Below are 18,571 nucleotides of genomic sequence, written 5' to 3' on the forward strand. Positions count from 1 at the left end.
GCTCTTTTTAGTCTTCGGGCAGAGCCTGCACGTACATCTTCAGACGGCTAATGAAACGAGCCTCCGAGAAACCGTCAACGTGCTCACGGATATAGTCAGCGTCCCAGTCATCCGGGTTGAAAGCCTTGAGCGCTTCCACCAGCTGCTCCACGGTCGGCTGGTTGATGAACATACCGGTCTTGCCTTCCTGAATGGTATCCAGGAAGCCGCCCGCACGGTACGCAATCACAGCCTTACCGCTAGCGCCTGCCTCCAGCGGGGTGATACCGAAGTCCTCATAAGAGATAGCCAGAAGCGCCAGACAGTGACGGTACGCGTAACGCAGCTGGGCATCCGAAATACCAGAAACGATACGAACAGTGGGGCCCGCAAGCGCTTCAAGGCGTTCCTTCTCCGGGCCACGACCAACCACCAGAAGCTTCTTACCCAACTCGTTGCATGCCTCAACAGCCTTATCAACGTTCTTGTAGGGTAGCAGGCGCGAAACAATCAGGAAGTAGTCCTCCGACTCAGTGAACTCTTCCAGACCCGGAATAGGTTCAACCGGTGCGGTGGTGTCTACCGAGTGCGGCGGGAAGAAAATCGGAACATCCTTCTTACCGTACACCGTCTCAATGCGCTTCTTAATCACGCTCGCGTTCGCCACGTAGACCGCCGAACGGTGAGCCGCCCAGTGATCCCACAGCATCAGTGCAGGACGCAGAGTCTTCAGCAGCAACGGCACGGGACCTGTGCTCTTCTCGCCCAGATACTGGTCGCTCAGGTACAGCCAACGCGCCGGCGAATGGCAGTAAATGAACTTGCGACCGGCGAAGTTGAAGCCGTGCGCCCAACCGGTCGTCGACACCACAGCACGCTCAGCCGGCACCTTCAAGAAAGAAGAAGCAAACGGCAGAATCGGCAAAGCCATACGGTGGTTACGACGCAGGTAGCCAATCTTGTTCAAAGGACTCGTGATAATCTTCGCGTCCTTGAACTCCGGGAAGGTGCCCTCCGGATCGTACAGAGTCGTGTAAATCGGTGCATCCGGGAACGCACGGTGCATTGCCAGCACAACACGCTCCGCACCGCCGCGCTGAGTCAGGTAGTCGTGGGCAATTGCAATCTCTTCAGTAGCCTCAGGCTTCACCAGCGGCACGTAACGACGCGCCAGGCGGCCAAGCTTCTTGAGGCTCTTCGGGATATCCGCAAGCACCGCGTCAGGGTTCTTCGGCCCGGTGAACGGAGCGGAGGTCAAGAGCTGAGTGAGTGACATTTTCTTTTCCTCCTAGAAAACTTTCTGAGCTCGCTCAGGATAGTGAATACCAGCGTAGGATGCGGCCTCAACCTGCAACGCCACAAGCTTCTCAGCAGCCTTAGCGGGCAGCTTGAGCAGAATCTTATCGCTCGCGTCACCTAGAGCCTTAATGGTCTTCTCGGTGGTGAAACGAGCGAGGGTCTTGACCAAGAACCCCCACGGACCCGTCGGGTTCGGGGCAGGGTGTGCTTCCTCGCCGTGCTTACGGACGAAGATGGTGCGGGCAGAGCCCGAGTGCAGGGCGCGCAGAGCACGCACTGCAGTGGTAGTAGCCTCGGCGTAGTGCTTGACCTCGACCTCATCAGAGATGATGATGCGGCCACCAGCGTCATGAACCATTTTGCCCATGTCTACGTCTTCCCAGCCGTAGAGGCGGTACGCGGGGTCGTAGCCGCCAGTACGGTCAAAGTACTCAGCAGAGATAGAAGAGTTGCCGTTCCAGTACAGCCAACGGCCTTCTTCAGCTACGCTGAGGGCACCTTCTTTGAATCGGGCATCGCGGAAGTTACCGTACACACGAGAGTAGGGAGTGTCCGGGTACACGTTCTTCAAGGTACCAATCACACCGTCGTAATCACGGTGCAGGCGGATCCGCGCTTCAACGTAGTCGGCAGCAGGCTCAAGATCGTCATCGCAACGGATAAGAACATCCGCATCAGCCGCACGGTGGCCAGCGTTCAACGCAGCCACGCGGCCGCGGTTCTCCTCGAAAACGATCTTGGTCAGGTTCAGCTTGCCTTCTGCAATGTAGCGGTCAAGCACAGCTTCACTGTTATCAATATCGCCGTCGAGGACCACGATAACCTGGAAGTCCTTCTCGGTCTGGGCGGCAAGGGCATCCAGCGGGTAGTGCAGAATATCTGCACCACCGCGAGAAGGGATGATAACCGCGGCCTTGTAACGGTGGGTAGTCGTCATAATTTTCCTTCAGGGTTTGAGTGAGAGGATATCCGTTGGGAATGGCTTATACGTTTAGAAGCACCTTAGCGGATAAAACGCTCCAGAATCTCACCAACACGGACCTTACCTGCTTCAGGCGAGTAGTTTTCCTGCCAACGCCAGAACAGCTCGGAGGTTCGCTCCGCCAGCTCTTCAGTCTCCTCACGGATTTCCTGACCCAGCTTCTCAATCGCCTGAGCAAGTGCCTGCGGCTGGTTCACCGGGACGATATAGGGGTAGGAGCCGTTGCCACCCACAACCTCCATCAGAGGTGCAGCATCGCTGATAACGACAGGGATGCGCGCGCTCATCGCTTCAGCAACCACAAGTCCAAAGGACTCTTCAGCACCAGCCGAGGGGACAACCAACATATCAATGTTAGAGAACAATCGGTCCGGAGTGGTCCAGCCCAAACGGGTGCTGAACGGTGCGACACGAGCCAGAGCAGTCTCAACCTCAACACGGCCCTCTTCAGAAGCAAAGACAGGCTCGCCACCAATGATGAAATCGTAGATGATCTCATCCTTGTTGAGAATGCTCAACGCCTCGCACAGAGCAGGAATACCCTTAGCAGGAGTCAGACGACCCAAGAAACCAACGCGCAGACGGCGGTCGCCAACATGATGGTCCAGCTCAGTGGAGACACCATTAACCCAGTTAGCAAAAACCTCGCTACCAGGGCAGGCCCGTGCAACGTAGCGGCTGGGAACCAAAGTAACCGATGCGTTACGGCGAGCGAACGGTACCAGCTTGGCGTTAATACCAGTAGCGTACTGATGCAGGTGTACGATGCGGTTCTTGCGGCCGCCAGTCGCAGCTGCAGGAACGAGACCATTGCACCAAAGCAGGACATCCTTATTCTGGGCATGCCATGCGCGCAAAGCAAGCATGTACTGTGCGCGATTCTTAGCAGGCAACATAATTCGAGGGAAGCCCTCATCCGCAGCAGCTTCCATGAGTTGCTTCGGCTCGGAGGGACCCACAATGGTGACCTTGTAACCTAGGTTACGGGCTGCGCGGGCAATGTTCAGAAGCATAACCTCGCCGCCACCAATATCACCGTTATTGGTAGCAATATACAGTTCTTTCTTCATTGTTCTACTCCTAGAGCAATTCACAAGGGGAATGTTGTTTTGTCCTTCTAGAGAACAATCCAGACTCCCCCGGATACGCCAGAACAAGGCGCTCCAATAAGCGGTTCAGCAGATAGTTACACGACGCTCACGATGCAGGGAAAATAGGCACCCAGATCAGATACGATCCGTGTGTACTTCCTCTACCCCTCACGTGCACCCTGCGCTATTAGCGGCTGGTCTTCAGATTCCTTTGCATCACGAATCTCAATGCGCTCGTCAAAGCCCTCGATACTCGCCTCGTCATGGCCGGTGCCCAGACGCTGTTCACGCTCGAGCAACAACACACGCAAAGCCAGTCCGCAGGCAACAGCCCACGGCCAGGTGTAGAACACCTCACCCAGACGCGATGCACAAATCATGATGGCTACGCCTGCACCCTGCACAACATAAAACTTTGCGGGCAGGGTCTTCTGACCGCTAAATACGTTCACGATAAAGAGAACAGTAATAGTGACAACCAGAATCATCCAGGGCCAGCCGCCCTCAACCAGGGCAGACCAGTATGAGTTATGGAAGAACCAAGTTTTTGAACCGGTATGCGCCAGATAAACATACGCTTCGCCCAAGCCCTGCCCGAAGAAGCCAGCAGCCTGAACCTTAATCTCAGATGCCTGGTCAATCAGTGAACGAAGCGCATCGGTACCGGTACGATCTGCGAAGGCACCAGAGTGCGCGTAGTCGCTGGTCAAAATATCAATCAGCCAGTACAGGGCCAAACCCAAGGCAATGCGGCCGAAAGTCTTCATACGGTGAGCAATAACGATCCAAATCAGACCCGCTGCATACGCCGCGATAGAGGTACGAGAACCCGTAGCCCACAATAGCCCAGAGAAGACCACTATGGCGAGGATGACTTCAATCTTGTTGCGGGCAAAACTCAGAATCAACAAGCCGAAGAGGCAGTACACCAGACCCGAGAAGTTCTTATCGTTCAGCCAACCAGTCAGGTAGCCGTAGTAACCGGTCACCGGAGCAAAACCAGCAAAATAAGCTACCGCGTTGAAAAGAATAGCTGCCGAATAGCCCAGAATAATGGAACGAATATGCAGTCGGCCTGCGGCAATAGTCCAAATCAGCACTGTTGCAGCCACAAGACGAAGCAAACGTCGAGTCCAGTCCGACGCATCCTCCGAGTGGACACCATTCATCGAGACAATTGCGAGGTACCCCATCGCAATAAACATGATGGCACGCAGACCCGAAAAGTGGCTCACGTCAAAAGTCGGTTTACGGGTCAAGCCGTATAGTGCCAAGACAATAACAACCACCTGGTTAAAGGGCAGACCGATACCAGCAATAGGTGTAGCGAACAGAAGCATGAATGCCATGATGAACTCAGGCATTCGAATCTGGCTACTCTGATGGCGGACATACTCGCTACCGCGAGACACAGTTTCAGAGAAACGCGAAACCTCAGGCTTCTCAGTAGGTTCATTCAAGTGCGCGTAAACCTGCGAAGTCTGGCTCATCATCGGCCTCCTCGAAGTACACGTGCGTAAATATCAACTGTCTGAGCAGCCATCTGCTCGTTCGAAATCCAGGTGAAAGGCTCCGAATCGTCCTTCTGCAGCTGCTGACGCATCGCCTGCAGAACGTCCTGGGTCAGAGTTGCGCTCTGACGGTCCACCAGCTCGTCGGCGCCCAGAATCTCCGGGTTACCACCCACCGCGGTAGCCACAGTCTTCAGGCCCGCAGCCTTAGCGTCCAGCAGAGTGTAAGAGCAGTTCTCCCACACCGACAGCTGAACGATCATATCGCTACGGCCCATCGCCTCAATCGGGTTAACGAAACCGCTGAAAGTCACCGAATCACCCAGGTTCAGACGCAGCGCCTGAGCCTTCAGTTCATCCCCCAGATCGCCCGAACCGGCGATTTCAAGATGAGCCTGCGGGTAATCAGCACGAAGCCGCGCAAAAGCATCCAGCAGAACGTCAATGCCCTTCTCAGGAGACAGACGAGACAGCGAGAGAATACGCGGACCACCCTCAGCGGGTACACGCTGCTGCTCAACAGCCGCGTGCACCTCGGGGATATCCACGCCGTTGTACACCAGCTCCACGCCGCGAGCGCCCCACTTGGCACGCATCTGATCAGCGGTAGAACGAGAAACAGCAATCGCCTGGTCGGTACCCCACAGGCGCACACGGTGCACGGTCTCCATGAGCTTAGAACGCCAGGAGCTGCCGTGATACACCGAGTCGTTACCGGCAATACCGTGCTCAGTGGTCAGAAGCTTCGGTACGCAGGTACCGCGCTTGATAACGCTACGGATGCGCAGAGCATTCACCACAGCGGTTGCGACGACGTCCGCATATGCGAGGTGGCTGTGCACAATCTCCGGGCGAAGCTGCTCAATAGCCTTCTTCAAAGAAGCAAAGGAAGTCTTAAAACCGTAATCGGGGCCGAACTCGGCCTTGATGACGGTGACTCCCAGTTCCTCGAGGCGCTCGGTCAGCTTGCCCTCGGGTGCGAGAACCACCAGGTTAAAGCCGGGGAGCCCGGCACGTGCCATATCGACAACGTGCCGAGCTACTCCACCAAAATCGGGAACCGGAACGACCCACAGGGCCGTGGGAACTCCGTTTGAATTCATGAGTGAGTGTCTACTTTCTACAGCCACTTCTCGAGGCGGTCCAGCGCGGTGAAGAAGCCTTCACCGTTGTTGATGTGGCCCTGCCAGATTTCGGGAATGAAGGATGCCTTCGGTGCCAGCTCACGCAGCTGCTTGCCCAGGGATGCCCAGTCGACATCGCCTTCGCCAACCTGAACGCCCTCACCGTCAACGCCAGTGCCGTCCACCAGGTGCAGGTGAATGGACAGCGGTGCCAGCTGCTCAACAGCCTCCGACAGCGGAATGTTCAGGAAGTTGCAAGCAAGCATGGTGTGAGAGATGTCCAGGCAGAGCGCGGTGTCGAATGCACGCGAGAACTCTGCGGTGTCCTTCGGATCCAGGAACAGGTTGTGGTACTGCTGACCACCCATCAGCCAGGGGTACGGGGGCAGAGTCTGAGCCGCCAGGCGGACGCCGGATGCATCCAGACGCTTCAGAGCCTCACCGATACGCTCGTACTTCTCAGCACGTGCAGCAGCGGGGATGTGCTTGTCCTTGGTGAAGCCACCCATGGTCACAACCATGACCGGGTCCTCATCTACGGTGAAGTAGCGGGTCAGGTCACGGGTGATGTCGATGGTGCGCTGAACCTCAGCGATGGAGCGCTCCCACACCTCGGGGTCCTTGGAGGCGAGGTCCACCAGGAAGTCACCTGCGAACAGGTCGGGCAGGTGGGTGGTGAAGCCCATGTCCAGCTTGGAGTCAAAGACGTCGTCGATGTTGATCTCGAGGTCCTTGTAGGAGAAGTGGAACTCCAGGAAGTCCGGCTTAGCCTCTTCAATCAGCGGCTTGTAGTCGTGGTAACGAACCGGCAGACCCCAGGGGCGGTCGAACTTGAAGTCGCGGCGGGTCACCAGGTCATCCTTCAGGTCACCCTCGAAGAAGAACGAGCCTTCTTCAACGTCGCGCTGCATGGTGCGGCCCAGCAGCTGCGGCAGGTAGTTCGGCTGCAGACCGCGGCCGGGGGACTTCACAGCAACGTCAGCCTCGGTCACGACCTCGCCCTTAGCAATGTGGCGGGTAGCAACCAGGGACTTTGCCAGGTTCACGCGGTTCATCAGCTCACCGGTGGACACCTCGCGAGGAGCAGCAGAACCAATAGCTGCCTCAACCTCACGAATCTGCTGGACCATCGCCTTGAATTCTTCAGGTAGCAGGGAGACGGTGTGGTCGTTACCCTCGAGGGTCTTGTCGGTGGTGAAGTGCTTCTCAATGATCTTCGCGCCGCGAGCAACAGCAGCAATCGGCACGTGGTAGCCACGCTCGTGACCGGAGTAACCGACCAGGCACTGACCAATCTCAGCCAGGCGGTCCATGTATGCCAGGTTGACGTCCTTGAAGGGTGCCGGGTATGCGGACTGGCACTGCAGCAGAGCGTAGGATGCGCCAGCGTTACGCAGCAGGGCAACCGACTCGCGGATTTCCTCTTCGCGGCTCATACCGGTGGAAACCAGCATGGGCAGACCGCGGGAAGCAACGTCGCGCAACAGCTCGTGGTTGGTCAGGTCAGCAGAAGCAATCTTCATGCCCTGGATGCCGTAGTCAACCAGTGCCTGAACGGAGGGTGCGTCCCAGGGGGTGCACATGATGTCCATGTCGTGCTGCTTGACGTGGTCGAAGACCTCGTACATCTGGTCAACGGTCAGGGAGAAGCGGGACAGCAGATCCAGGGTGTACTGAACGCCCAGGTCCTCACCTGCGGTTGCTGCGCCGCGCTGGCGGTACAGAGCGTCCATGTCACGCAGCTGGAACTTCACAGCGTCCGCACCGGACTCAACAGCCAGGTCCACCAGTTCCTTAGCGAAGTCAACGCTACCCTGGTGGTTGTTACCGATCTCAGCAATGATGAAGGAGGGGGAATCCTCGCTGATGGTGTGCTTACCGATGCGCAGGACGTCCTGCTCGTCCATTGCCAGTGCCACGAGGTGACCGCGCTCGTCGGTCAGCGGAACGTGGTTGATGCCCTTCGCGAAGTATGCGCGCAGGGTCTCGGGGTCAGCGTCAGCCGGTGCGGTCTGCGGGTTGGTGTTCGCAGCGTCCAGAGCGCTGGTCTCCAGGGATGCGGTCGGGTTAGCAATCAGCCAACGACGGAAGTCGCCGTCAGAGAGCGAACCGCGCAGAATACCGGACTCGTTCACCAGGAAGATGATGCGCTGGCCGTTAGCAGAAATCTTCTGCAGGGCGTTGAGAATCGGGTCTTCAGCGAAGACCACGTAGGGGGCAATATTGCGTTCAATAATCACGATTTTGACCTTTTCGTTTGAGTGTTTAGTTGAATGCCTGAGTGCCGGTCAAGCCGGGAGCGGCAGACGAGGTACTACCGCTGGTGAAGGCTACTTGCCTTCGGCCAGGATCTGAGTGAGCTGGTGCTCTGCCACGGAGAAGTCAATCGGTGCGTCAATGTCGACGCCCTCGACCTCGTCCAGCATGAACAAGTCAATGGTACCGCCGGGGTAACCCGCAAGGCGGTTATGGTGGTCCATGTACACGTGAGTCTTGGTGATGTACATCGAACCGTTCTCGCGATAGCGGAAGGTTTCCTTGGTCAGCTCCTGGCGGCGCGGGCGATGCATAATCTCGAATGCCGCGGTGGGCTCACCGTCTGCGTGCCAGGTCCAGATGAACGGACCAATCGGAATCACACCGACCATGGAGTCCTTACCGTTCTCAGCGAACTGGCGGACCGCACGAGCCAGGGTGCCGGGCAGACGCACGGGGCTGGTTGCCTGTAGCAGCATGACAGCCTCGGGCTCCCAACCGTTCTCGGTGTAGAACTCGATGGCGTGCTCAATGACCGGCTCGGTTGCGGTGGTATCTTCAGCCAGGTGTGCCGGGCGAATGAACGGCACCTCGGCACCGTACTCGCGGGCGATATCAGCCAGCTCAGCATCGTCGGTGGAGACGACAACACGCAGCTCGTGCTCGCCGGCGACTTCTTCCTTAGCAGCCAGTGCCTGCTCGATAGTCCATGCAACCAGCGGCTTACCCGCGATAGGACGCAGGTTCTTACGCGGAATGCCCTTCGAGCCACCGCGCACGGGAATGACGCAGAGAATACGCATTATGCCTCCAAAGTTTCAATCATGAGCTCGGCGATGCGACGCGCGGGCTCCTTATCTGGCTGAATCGGTGCGGGGGTTGGTTCCTGACCCCACTGGTTCATGCCGTAGCGGTCCCAGAATTCCACCAGCCATGCCGGCGGTGCCGGGTGGTACACCCACGCCGGGATACCGCGGATTGCCGCCTCTAGAACACCGGTAGAGAAAATCGACACGACCGGGTTCGGTACCTCGTTCAACGGAGTGCCGGAGCGGTCAATACGGATGCCTTCCTTCTCCCACAATTTATGGGTCAGTACTGACAGCTTATCCTTCTCGCTCGGGTGCGGACGGTAAACGCCGCCGAACTTCTTCAAGAAGGAATGCGAAGCGTAGGCGAAGGATGCGCGCGGAAGCTCCGCACCGTGCATCTGGCCCAGGAAGATGGGCTCCAGGTCGTTCTGCTTCTGTGCCTCGGTGCCAGCGGCCTTCTGGGCTGCCAGGTAGAGCAGCTGCGAACCCACCGCGTGCGTGGTCACGTCTCGGCGACCCGATGCCCAGAATTCTGCGTCAGCTTCGCTGAACGCCAGCAGGGTGCAGCCGACCGGCAACGGCGGAGCCTGCGGCACCAGCAGGCCGTGCTGAACAACCCAGTACTCAGCACCGATCGCGCGAGAGAACTCGTAGGCTGCCGCGCCACGAGCCAGGTAATGGCCGAGAGAAAGGACCACGCGTACACCGGGCAGGAGCTCCTGCAGCTCGTCGGCGGTTATCTCACGTTCGGTCCAGGCATCGCGGCCGTAACGCTCGGTGGCGTACTGACCGTTGAGGTACTCCGAGGCGTCCTCGGGGACCCACAGGGCCACGCCCACGTTCTCGAGGTGCTTGAGAGGCTCCAGCAGGGAGTTGCGACTTGTCGGAGAGAATGAATCGAGCACAATGAGCACGCGCGGTACCGCGCCGCGGGTGTAGAGTACACCGCCGACAGGTGCCTCTTGTTCCGCCGCGCCCCCGCGCAGGCGGTTTACGAGCTGACGTGCCTCCGTCTTAGCCCAGCGCAGGGTGTTCTGCCGCTTCTGCCAGGCAGCCCAAGCATCAATATCGAGGGGATAGGTTAGGCCCATAGCTGCTCCAAAATCTTCACACGCTGATCGAAAGTGTGCTCAGCCAGAGTACGCTTCTGACCGGCTTCACGAATCTGACGAGCCCACTTAGGGTCACGGAAAATACGGGTACAAATCTCGATGAGCTCATCAATGCTCTCGTAGACCAGAACCTCTTCACCCGGAATGTAGTAGCGGTCCACGTCGGGGCGGTCAATCACCTGCAGAGCGCCCACGCCGGGAGCCTCAAAGGTACGCATGGTGAAGCCATCCTGGTTATTGTGGATGTTCAGCGTTGCCGGGGAGGACGCCATGATGCCGTATGCCTCGGAGCGGTCAATATCGCGGCCTGCGGGCACGCCGGAGTCCTTGAACTGCTTGGTGCGCAGAATGTCATAGGGGTGACGCGACCAAGCACGACCGTAAGCGCGCACCGGCAGGCCAGCTGCGACCAGCGCCTGCAGGGTCTCCTCACGGTTGGGGTACTTAGCACCCACAAAGTTGATGGAATCCTCACGCATGGGAACAACCGGGCAGTGGGTGTCGTAGGCGTTAGGCATGTCGAGCACCTCAAAGCCCTGCTCGCGCAGGTGCTGCGCATCCAGCGGGCTGTAGCTTGCCAGCGCGCCCAGGTGGTGCAGGTCCTCTTCGGTGTAGCTCATACGGCGCATTTCGTCGTACAGCCAGGTGCCGTAGCGAACGCCGGAGGTCTCCAGCAGGTCCCACCATTCGCGGGAGAGCATATCGCCCTTAATGACCAGCACAATATCGGGGCGGAACTCGTTGAAAGCGTCAATAGCCTTACGGGTTGCCTGCGCTGCGAAGCTTTCGGGGCGGTACTTCTCGGGCAGCTCGTGGGCAAGCTTGTTGAGGATGCGCTCGGGCAGAGTACCCGGGGCATCGTAGATGTGGGTGCGCACTTCGTATCCGTGCACTTCCAGGGATGCCTGAATTGCCTTCCAGTACCCGTGGAATGCGGGTGAGAGCAGTAGAAGTTTGGGCTGAGTCATATGAGGATTGAATCCTGTCGGCGTTTGCTATAAGAACCCGCAGGGCAGAACCGTGCGGTGCTATGTGTTGGAGTGAAGAAGAACGGAAAGTTTCACCTGCAACTTGAGGCAAAACATACCTATTGAAATTTTACAACGAAAGCAGGAGACGACACACTCGAGTGCACTGTGTCGCCTCCTACGTTCTATGTGAACCTTCATATGAAGAAGGCAACAAATCATGCGGAACCATCACGGTAAATTCCGGCGGTTTCACACCTAGTTCTCGCGGCGCTCTGCCTTGACAATACGCTCCAGCTCAGCGGCGAGGAAGCCGCGGGCGTCCACATCCTTATTGCGCAGTGCACGCACAGAGTTCACCAGGAAGTTCGCGTAGCTGGTCACACGCAGCAGGTTCGCCAGCTTCTTCTCCCAGCCCCACTTATCGGCATAAATGAAGCGGGCGGTAGTCAGCCACTGAATACGACGTTCCGAAGGCGAAGATCCACCGCCCTCGTGGGTTACAGTCACCGAAGGAATCAGGTAGCGGTCCACGCCAGCGTTCGAGAGGCGGTACTGGAAGTCCACCTCTTCGCTATTCATGTAGAATCGCTCGTCCATCCCGCCGAGGCGGTTGAAGGTTGCGCGGGGCACGACCATGCACGCGCCCATAACCCAGTCAACCTTCGCGTCGGAGGTGCCGGTGCATGCCTCAACGTCGTGGCCAACGCCACGGTGCCACCAGTTGGTCGGCTTGAAACGAGCCAGCGGGGTGAACCATTCCCACGCAATATGCGCTGCGGTGGGGAATTTACGTGCCACCCACTGCTGCTTGCCGTCGTGGCCAATGATTTGCGGGCTAGCCAGCACCTCGCCGTGGCGTTCCACGGCTGCGAGCATGCGCGAGACGAAGGTGTTATCCAGCTCCAGGTCGCTGTTGAGGATGAAAACCCATTCACCGGTCGCGGCAGCGACACCGGAGTTCACTGCCTTACCGAAACCACCGTTGACGGGGCGGCGAACCACGGTCACGCCCTCAACCTCGGGGAACGGGGTGGGAGAAACGTCATCAGAGACAACGATCTCGATATCGGCGGGGTCAATACCCTGCTGAGCACGCAGCGTGTCAATAATGGCGAGAACCGGCTCCGGCTCGCCATAGAAAGGAATAACCGCAGAAACACGGGGAGTATGAGTCACAATATGTCCTTTGAGTGAGGCGCCTGAAAATCACAAGCGATAGAAGGCTAAATATGGGGGCGACCGTACCTATATCTCTATACGATCACCCCCATAGTTTCAATTAGTCGGGCAGCTGGCCCAGGCGAACGAGGTTCGCAAATTCTTCGTTTGCCGCCTGAACTTCCTTGAAAGTTCCCTTATTGGCGATGCGGCCCTGGGAGAGGTACACCAGCTGATCAACGTTACGCACCGTGGAAAGACGGTGAGCCACGATAATCACGGTAATCTCCTTGGAGATCCGGTTAATGGTCTGAGTAATCTTGTGCTCAGTCTCATTGTCCAGTGCACTGGTTGCCTCGTCCATAATCAGCAGGCTCGGATTGCGGTACATCGCACGCGCAATACCCACACGCTGGCGCTGACCACCCGAGAGGCGGTTACCGTTCTCACCAATCGGGGTGTTGATGCCATCTTCCAAGGTCTCGACAACGGGCATCAGCTCCGCCAGTTCGAGGCAGTAAATTACGCGGTCATCATCAATGTGCTTTTCGGGGATACCGAAAGCAACTGCCTCACGCAGAGTGCCGTTACCCAGGTAGGGGTCCTGAGGGACGTAACCAATCTTCTGGTACCAGGAATGCAGGTCAGCGTGGATGTCCTTACCCTGGCTAGAAATCGTACCGCTCGTCGGGGTCAGCAGACCAAGAATCAAGTCAACCAGAGTAGTCTTACCCGAGCCGGAACCACCAACGAAAGCAACCGAGGTACCAGCCGGCACATCCAGCTGAATGTCCTTGAGAACGTCCTTATCGCCGTCCGGGTAACGGTAGGCCAGGTTATCAACCAGAACATCCACGGGCTCGATAGCCGTGTTGATGATGGTTGCAGGGTCAATGTCACCCTTGAACTCAACCATCTGCAGACGCTGCTCTTCGGGGCTCATCGAGCGGATAACCTTAGCAACCTCTTCACTAGCGAACTCGTTCGCACGGATACCGCCCAGGGAAGCAATCATACGGGTCGCATTCGGAAGGATGCGGATACATGCGGTTGCGAAAAGCATCAGGGAGGGAAGACCATCAGCACCCTGAGTCGAAGTCACCAAAGCCAGCAGACCAGCGATACCCACGATGAAAATAATTTCAAGCGAATACTTGGGGAAGTCGTTCAGGAACGAGAGGTTAACATCGCTTTTAACGCTTCGTACTGCGGGCTCGCGGTACTGCTCGATAGCAGCCTTGTGTGCATTCGTAATACGAATTTCGCGGAAACCCCTGATGTCGTCCAGCAGGAAGCGCAAAGAGTCTCGACCCGCACGTGCCGTTATCTCACCATACTTCGCGTTACCGCGGCGCAAGAAGAACTGCATGATAGCGATGGTGATGCCGAAGTATGCGAAAGCAACCAGCGCAGGAATCGGCATGACGCACAGAATCATGATGAGCAGCACGATGATAGACAGGAAATCGCCCACAAAGTTAATAATCGATCCCACAAAACCGCGGTACGCAAACACCACGTAGGTGCTAATCAGGTACGCGGTTTCTTCAGGCTGAGACTTCTTGTGGTTGAAGTAGCTATCCTTCATGTAATGGTTGAGGATAGTCGTCGACGTCGCCAGCTGCTGGTAGCCGGTGAACTTCAGGCTCCAGCGCTTAAAGAGGAGCGCAACGATACCCTTAATCACAAAGGCGAGCACCAGGACAATACCCAAGTAGAGCACCAAATCAGAACGCTGAGGGTTGCCGAAGATATCAGAAAGTACAGCCAGGTAGCCGGTAATTTCAGCACCCATCGCAATATTCACGATGGGAAGAATGGCCGCAACACCGACCATTTCCATCAAAGATAGGAGGAACAGGCCGATCAGGTTAAAGATAAGTAGCGTAAAGCTTCGTCCCGGGAATAGCAGGCGAAGCTTAGTATAAATACTCTTCATTGGTCCTCGTTGGTGAGTGTACTCGCTGGCCCCTGAGTGAGAAGAAGACCAGCATTTCACGCCAATTCTAGCACGCACCCTCTAAACATTTTCAGCATCAAGCATGTACTTTTGGTCATCTTTAGTCGCTAGAAGAACCTCTAAATCGTAGATAAAACACAAGACATTTAGGGGTATTTGCCACACGCAGGAAAAGGAGCCGTTGAAGGTGCAAGTAACTCGGTATGATAGATACTATTCATTCAACCAACCCGACACTTCCGGCTTCCCTGTTCACTGTTGGGTACGTCAATTAGAAAAGGCTTTTTGATGGGCATCTTCAACATTAAGTCCCTCAAGGACAAGTACGCGTGGGGGTCCTCCGAGGACAAAACCAACTCCGCAGAAACCGCCGAGGCGCAGCCGGCAACCGTTGCCTCCCCCTCCGCGAATATTGCTGACGGAGTCCGCTCCCTCATTAAGAGCAACCCCGAGCTGGCGGGCAAGAACCGCCGCGGGGTAGCCAGCCGTACCATCACCCCCGATGGTTCGCTCCGCGAAGCCCTTAAAGACTACGAAACCCCCTCCCCCGCCGAAGTGGCTGCGCAGGAAGTCACGCCTGAAGAAGAGCTCAGCGCCGACGGTACCGCAACCGTCTCCGCGCAGCCTCTCACCCACACCAACATCAAGGCTGCCCCCGGCGACATCCTCGACGCGGACAGCAATCCCACCGGCCCCAGCATCATCCGCGTGGGTCAGCACAACGCACCCATGGTCGATGCCGAAGAGCTCGCCAACCCCGAAGAAGCCAACAACCAGAGCGCAGCAAAGGCTCAGCCTTCCCCCGCTACTAACTCCCGAGGCGAGCGCACCCCGCTGTTCAAGCTCTCCCCCAAAACCCTCAACCGTACCGGCAGCACGAGCGGCGACGGCCCCTTCGAAGCCGTCTTCGTCTGCACCGGCAATATTGCCCGCAGCGCATCCGGCGAGGTCATCTCCAAGCACCTTGCCGCCGAGTACGGTCTGGAAGACAAGTGGATCTTCTCCAGCGCAGGCACCGGCGCCCTCGTCGGTCACGGCGTCTACGAACACGTAGCTAACGAGCTCATCAAGCGAGGCTATAACCCGGAGGGCTTCGCGTCCCGCCAGCTCAACGAACAGATCATTGAGAATGCCACTATCATCCTGGTAGCGGAGAAGGTACACGCTGACTGGATTGTGCGCGAGTGGCCCCAACACCACTCCAAGATTAAGCTGCTCAAGCAGGCCGCACGTATCCGCGAGGAAGCACGCCGCGCCGAACCGCTGTCCTACCTCTACTCCTACGGCGCCCGCCCACTCGATACCGACAGGCTGGAAGACCCCTACCGCCGCGGCCCCGCAGCTGCTAAGGTCGCAGTGGACGAGGTGGAGCAGTCCCTGCGCGTCATTCTGCCCTGGCTCGCACAGGCGCATCGCTAAGCGCACACCGCTAAACATACGAGGCTAAATACAGCGCTAACCCGGCTGAAACAGATATCTGTTCCAGCCGGGTTAGCTTTAGCCTCTACAACTTAGCCTCAAGAGCAGAAAGTCCCCCGCCGACAGTAGTCAGCGGGAGACTTTCGTTAGGCTTTAGAAGCTTAGTGATCGAAAATCTCGGTCACAGAACCCTCGTCGAAGACCTCGCGGATAGCGCGAGCAATCAACGGAGCAATGGAGAGAATAGTCAGGTTATCGAACTGCTTCTCTTCCGGCACGGGCAGGGTGTTGGTCACGACGACCTCGACAGCACCGCACTGAGACAGACGCTCAGCAGCCGGGTCAGACAGAACCGGGTGAGTTGCCGCGATGATAACTTCCTTCGCGCCCTTGTCCATGAGGACCTTCACAGCGCCAGCAATGGTGCCGCCGGTGTCAATCATGTCGTCAATCAGCACGCAGGTACGACCCTCAATGTCACCCACAACAGTCTTAGAAACAGCCTGGTTGGGGACGTTGATGTCGCGGGTCTTGTGCACGAACGCCAGGGGCGCGCCATCCAGCAGATGAGCCCAGTGCTCAGCCACACGGACACGACCGGTATCCGGAGAAACCACGGTCACGTTCGACAGGTCCTCAACGCGCTCACGGATGTGCTTAGCCAGCACCGGAATTGCGAAGAGATGATCCAGCGGACCGTCGAAGAAACCCTGAATCTGCGAAGTGTGCAGGTCCACGCACATCAGGCGGTCAGCACCTGCAGTCTTGTACAGGTCCGAAATCAGACGTGCCGAGATAGGCTCACGGCCCTTGTGCTTCTTGTCCTGACGAGCATAGGGGTAGAAAGGAGACACCACGGTAATAGAGCGAGCGGATGCGCGCTTGAGCGCATCAATCATGATGAGCTGCTCCATGAGCCACTCGTTAATCGGTGCCGGGTGCGACTGAATCACGAAAGCGTCCGCACCGCGCACCGACTCCTCAAAGCGAACGTAGGTCTCGCCGTTGGCGAAGGTGTATGCGGAGGTGGGCAGCAGGTCGTGGTCAAGTGCCTGTGCAATCTCCTCGGCAAGCTTGGGGTGTGCTCGACCGGAGACCACTACAAGCTTGCGCTCACCGGGGTTGGTAATCTCGCTACTCATGGTGTTGTTCTTTCCTCGAATTAGGATTCTGCCGGTTCCTGCGCGCCAGCAGCCTTAGCGGCCTCGGCGGGTTCGGTACCAGCACGGTTCTTCAGGACCCAGCCATCGATGGTGCGCTGGGAAGTCTCAGAGTAGGCGAGGGCGCCCGCAGGAACATCCTTACGGATCAGCGCGCCCGCGCCGGAGTACGCACCGTCACCGACGGTAACAGGTGCAACGTAAATGCCTGCGGAGCCCATGCGAGCATGAGCACCAATCACGGAACGGTTCTTCACCAGACCGTTGTAGTTCGCAAAGATAGAGCCTGCACCAATGTTCGCGCCCTCACCGATGGTGGCGTCACCAACGTAGGACAGGTGCGGGATCTTTGCGCCATCGCCAATCTGCGAGTTCTTAGCCTCGCAGAAGGTGCCGAGCTTAGCGTCCTTGCCCAGGGTGGTACCGGGGCGCAGGTATGCGAAGGGACCAACAGTTGCGCCTTCGCCGATGACAGCACCGAAGCCGTGAGCGCGGATGACGGTAGCGTCAGCCTCAACGGTCATATCGGTCAGGGTGGTGTCCGGGCCAATGGTGGCGCCGGTAGCGACGGTGGTGGAGCCGTGCAGCTGAGTGCCCGGCAGCAGGGTCACGTCGTTCTCAATGGTGACGGTAACGTCAATCCAGGTGTTCTGCGGATCAACAATGGTCACACCGTTACGCATGTGCGCCTCAAGGATGCGGTTGTTGAGCATACGACCCAGCTGAGCCAGCTGCACGCGATCGTTAGCACCCTCAACTTCCCAGCGGTCCTCAATAGCCAGAGCGGAGGTGCGGTGACCCTTCGAACGAGCAATGGACAGAACGTCAGTAATGTACTTCTCGCCCTGTGCGTTGTTGGTGGTCACCTCAAGCAGTGCCTCACGCAGGACAGCAGCATCAAAAGCGTAAATACCGGAGTTAATCTCGGTGATTTCGAGCTCTTCGGGGGAAGCGTCCTTCGCCTCAACAATGGCGGTGACTTCGCCAGCCTGGTTACGGACAATACGGCCGTACGCGCCGGGCTCATCCACGTGGGTGGTCAGCACGGTGACAGCGTTCTTATCTTCCTCGTGGAAAGCAATCAGTTCACGCAGGGTCTCGGGGCGCAGCAGGGGAACGTCGCCGTAGGTCACCAGAACGGTACCGGAAACGGTTTCCTGAGCATCCAGAGCGTTCAGACCGACCTCAACAGCGCGACCGGTACCGGGAATTTCATCCTGGTCAACAATGGTTACTTCAGAATCAAAAGCCAAAACGTGCTCAGCAACCTTATCGCGCTGGTGGCGCACCACAACAGCAAGGCGCTCAGGGTTCAGGTCGCGTGCAGCAGCAACAGCGTGCTCAACCATGGAACGACCACCAATGCCGTGCATAACCTTGGGGGTAGCGGACTTCATGCGCGTACCAGCGCCTGCGGCGAGAACAATTACCGCAGAGGGTGCCAGTTCAGTGTTCACTGGGAAGACTCCTTAGACGAGGTTGTAAGAGCGAGGAGCGAGCGCGGACCGCTAACTCTCTAATCAACGGTGCCGTTGAGTGCTTACGCTCCGCCACTAGGACTCGAACCTAGACAAACGGCTCCAAAGGCCGCTGTGCTGCCATTACACCATGGCGGATTATCCATACATCACCGGTAAGTCCTTTAAAAGTTCCCACCGTCATCAGCCGCCTTTTGGGCACAGAACAGCGCAATGCAGGAAATGCTTTCCTCAGTTTATCAAATATCTGTCCTCAACC

General features: G+C 57.6%; 14 protein-coding genes and 1 tRNA gene. 1 reads left to right on the plus strand and 14 read right to left on the minus strand.

Going from position 1 to position 18,571, the window contains the following annotated elements:
* Positions 1-7 precede the first annotated feature (7 nt).
* The 11 genes from AB8E48_RS06245 to AB8E48_RS06295 all read right to left on the minus strand — a co-directional run bounded on the left by AB8E48_RS06245 (position 8) and on the right by AB8E48_RS06295 (position 14,234).
* Positions 8-1,255 carry a glycosyltransferase gene (locus AB8E48_RS06245; protein WP_368886125.1) on the minus strand — a complete coding sequence of 416 codons (1,248 nt, stop codon included), beginning with the start codon at positions 1,253-1,255 and terminating at the stop codon, positions 8-10.
* 12 nt (positions 1,256-1,267) lie between these two features.
* Complete coding sequence (locus AB8E48_RS06250) at positions 1,268-2,215, minus strand: glycosyltransferase family 2 protein (RefSeq protein ID WP_368886126.1); 948 nt, start codon at positions 2,213-2,215, stop codon at positions 1,268-1,270.
* Positions 2,216-2,280: 65 nt separating this feature from the next.
* Positions 2,281-3,330 carry a glycosyltransferase family 4 protein gene (locus tag AB8E48_RS06255; RefSeq protein WP_368886127.1) on the minus strand — a complete coding sequence of 350 codons (1,050 nt, stop codon included), beginning with the start codon at positions 3,328-3,330 and terminating at the stop codon, positions 2,281-2,283.
* 182 nt (positions 3,331-3,512) lie between these two features.
* Positions 3,513-4,844 carry a hypothetical protein gene (locus AB8E48_RS06260; protein WP_368886128.1) on the minus strand — a complete coding sequence of 444 codons (1,332 nt, stop codon included), beginning with the start codon at positions 4,842-4,844 and terminating at the stop codon, positions 3,513-3,515.
* Positions 4,841-5,965, minus strand: coding sequence for a glycosyltransferase (locus AB8E48_RS06265; protein WP_368886129.1), 1,125 nt, complete (start codon positions 5,963-5,965; stop codon positions 4,841-4,843). Before AB8E48_RS06265 ends, AB8E48_RS06260 begins: the two co-directional genes overlap by 4 nt.
* A 17-nt stretch (positions 5,966-5,982) precedes the next feature.
* A complete protein-coding gene (locus AB8E48_RS06270) occupies positions 5,983-8,226 on the minus strand; it encodes an N-acetylneuraminate synthase family protein (protein WP_070600621.1) in 2,244 nt (747 codons plus the stop codon).
* 90 nt (positions 8,227-8,316) lie between these two features.
* Positions 8,317-9,045: an acylneuraminate cytidylyltransferase family protein gene (locus AB8E48_RS06275; protein ID WP_070600619.1), complete on the minus strand. Its 729-nt coding sequence runs from the start codon at positions 9,043-9,045 to the stop codon at positions 8,317-8,319.
* The gene (locus tag AB8E48_RS06280) at positions 9,045-10,145 is read right to left on the minus strand and encodes an RNA-binding protein (protein WP_368886130.1); all 1,101 of its coding nucleotides are present in this window, start codon (positions 10,143-10,145) and stop codon (positions 9,045-9,047) included. The genes AB8E48_RS06275 and AB8E48_RS06280 overlap by 1 nt, the downstream gene beginning before the upstream one ends.
* On the minus strand, positions 10,136-11,134 hold the full coding sequence (locus AB8E48_RS06285; protein WP_314658085.1) for a CgeB family protein: 999 nt from the start codon (positions 11,132-11,134) through the stop codon (positions 10,136-10,138). Before AB8E48_RS06285 ends, AB8E48_RS06280 begins: the two co-directional genes overlap by 10 nt.
* 258 nt (positions 11,135-11,392) lie before the next feature.
* Positions 11,393-12,313, minus strand: a complete 921-nt coding sequence (locus AB8E48_RS06290) for a glycosyltransferase family 2 protein (RefSeq protein WP_368886131.1) — start codon at positions 12,311-12,313, stop codon at positions 11,393-11,395.
* Between the two features lie 103 nt (positions 12,314-12,416).
* A complete protein-coding gene (locus tag AB8E48_RS06295) occupies positions 12,417-14,234 on the minus strand; it encodes an ABC transporter ATP-binding protein (RefSeq protein WP_368886132.1) in 1,818 nt (605 codons plus the stop codon).
* A 309-nt stretch (positions 14,235-14,543) separates the two neighbouring features.
* Here AB8E48_RS06295 and AB8E48_RS06300 point away from each other — a divergent pair, with 309 nt between their 5' ends.
* Complete coding sequence (locus tag AB8E48_RS06300) at positions 14,544-15,674, plus strand: arsenate reductase/protein-tyrosine-phosphatase family protein (protein ID WP_368886133.1); 1,131 nt, start codon at positions 14,544-14,546, stop codon at positions 15,672-15,674.
* A 161-nt stretch (positions 15,675-15,835) separates the two neighbouring features.
* On the opposite strand, the gene AB8E48_RS06305 is transcribed toward AB8E48_RS06300, so the two are convergent.
* The 3 genes from AB8E48_RS06305 to AB8E48_RS06315 form a co-directional block, all read right to left on the minus strand.
* A complete protein-coding gene (locus tag AB8E48_RS06305; protein WP_368886134.1) occupies positions 15,836-16,816 on the minus strand; it encodes a ribose-phosphate diphosphokinase in 981 nt (326 codons plus the stop codon).
* Between the two features lie 20 nt (positions 16,817-16,836).
* A complete protein-coding gene (gene glmU / locus AB8E48_RS06310; RefSeq protein WP_368886135.1) occupies positions 16,837-18,291 on the minus strand; it encodes a bifunctional UDP-N-acetylglucosamine diphosphorylase/glucosamine-1-phosphate N-acetyltransferase GlmU in 1,455 nt (484 codons plus the stop codon).
* Positions 18,292-18,379: 88 nt separating this feature from the next.
* Positions 18,380-18,450 (minus strand) — tRNA-Gln (locus AB8E48_RS06315).
* Between the last annotated feature and the right edge of the window lie 121 nt (positions 18,451-18,571).

It is taken from the genome of Rothia mucilaginosa (assembly GCF_964211445.1).
GTDB classification, from domain to species: Bacteria; Actinomycetota; Actinomycetes; order Actinomycetales; family Micrococcaceae; genus Rothia; species Rothia mucilaginosa_E.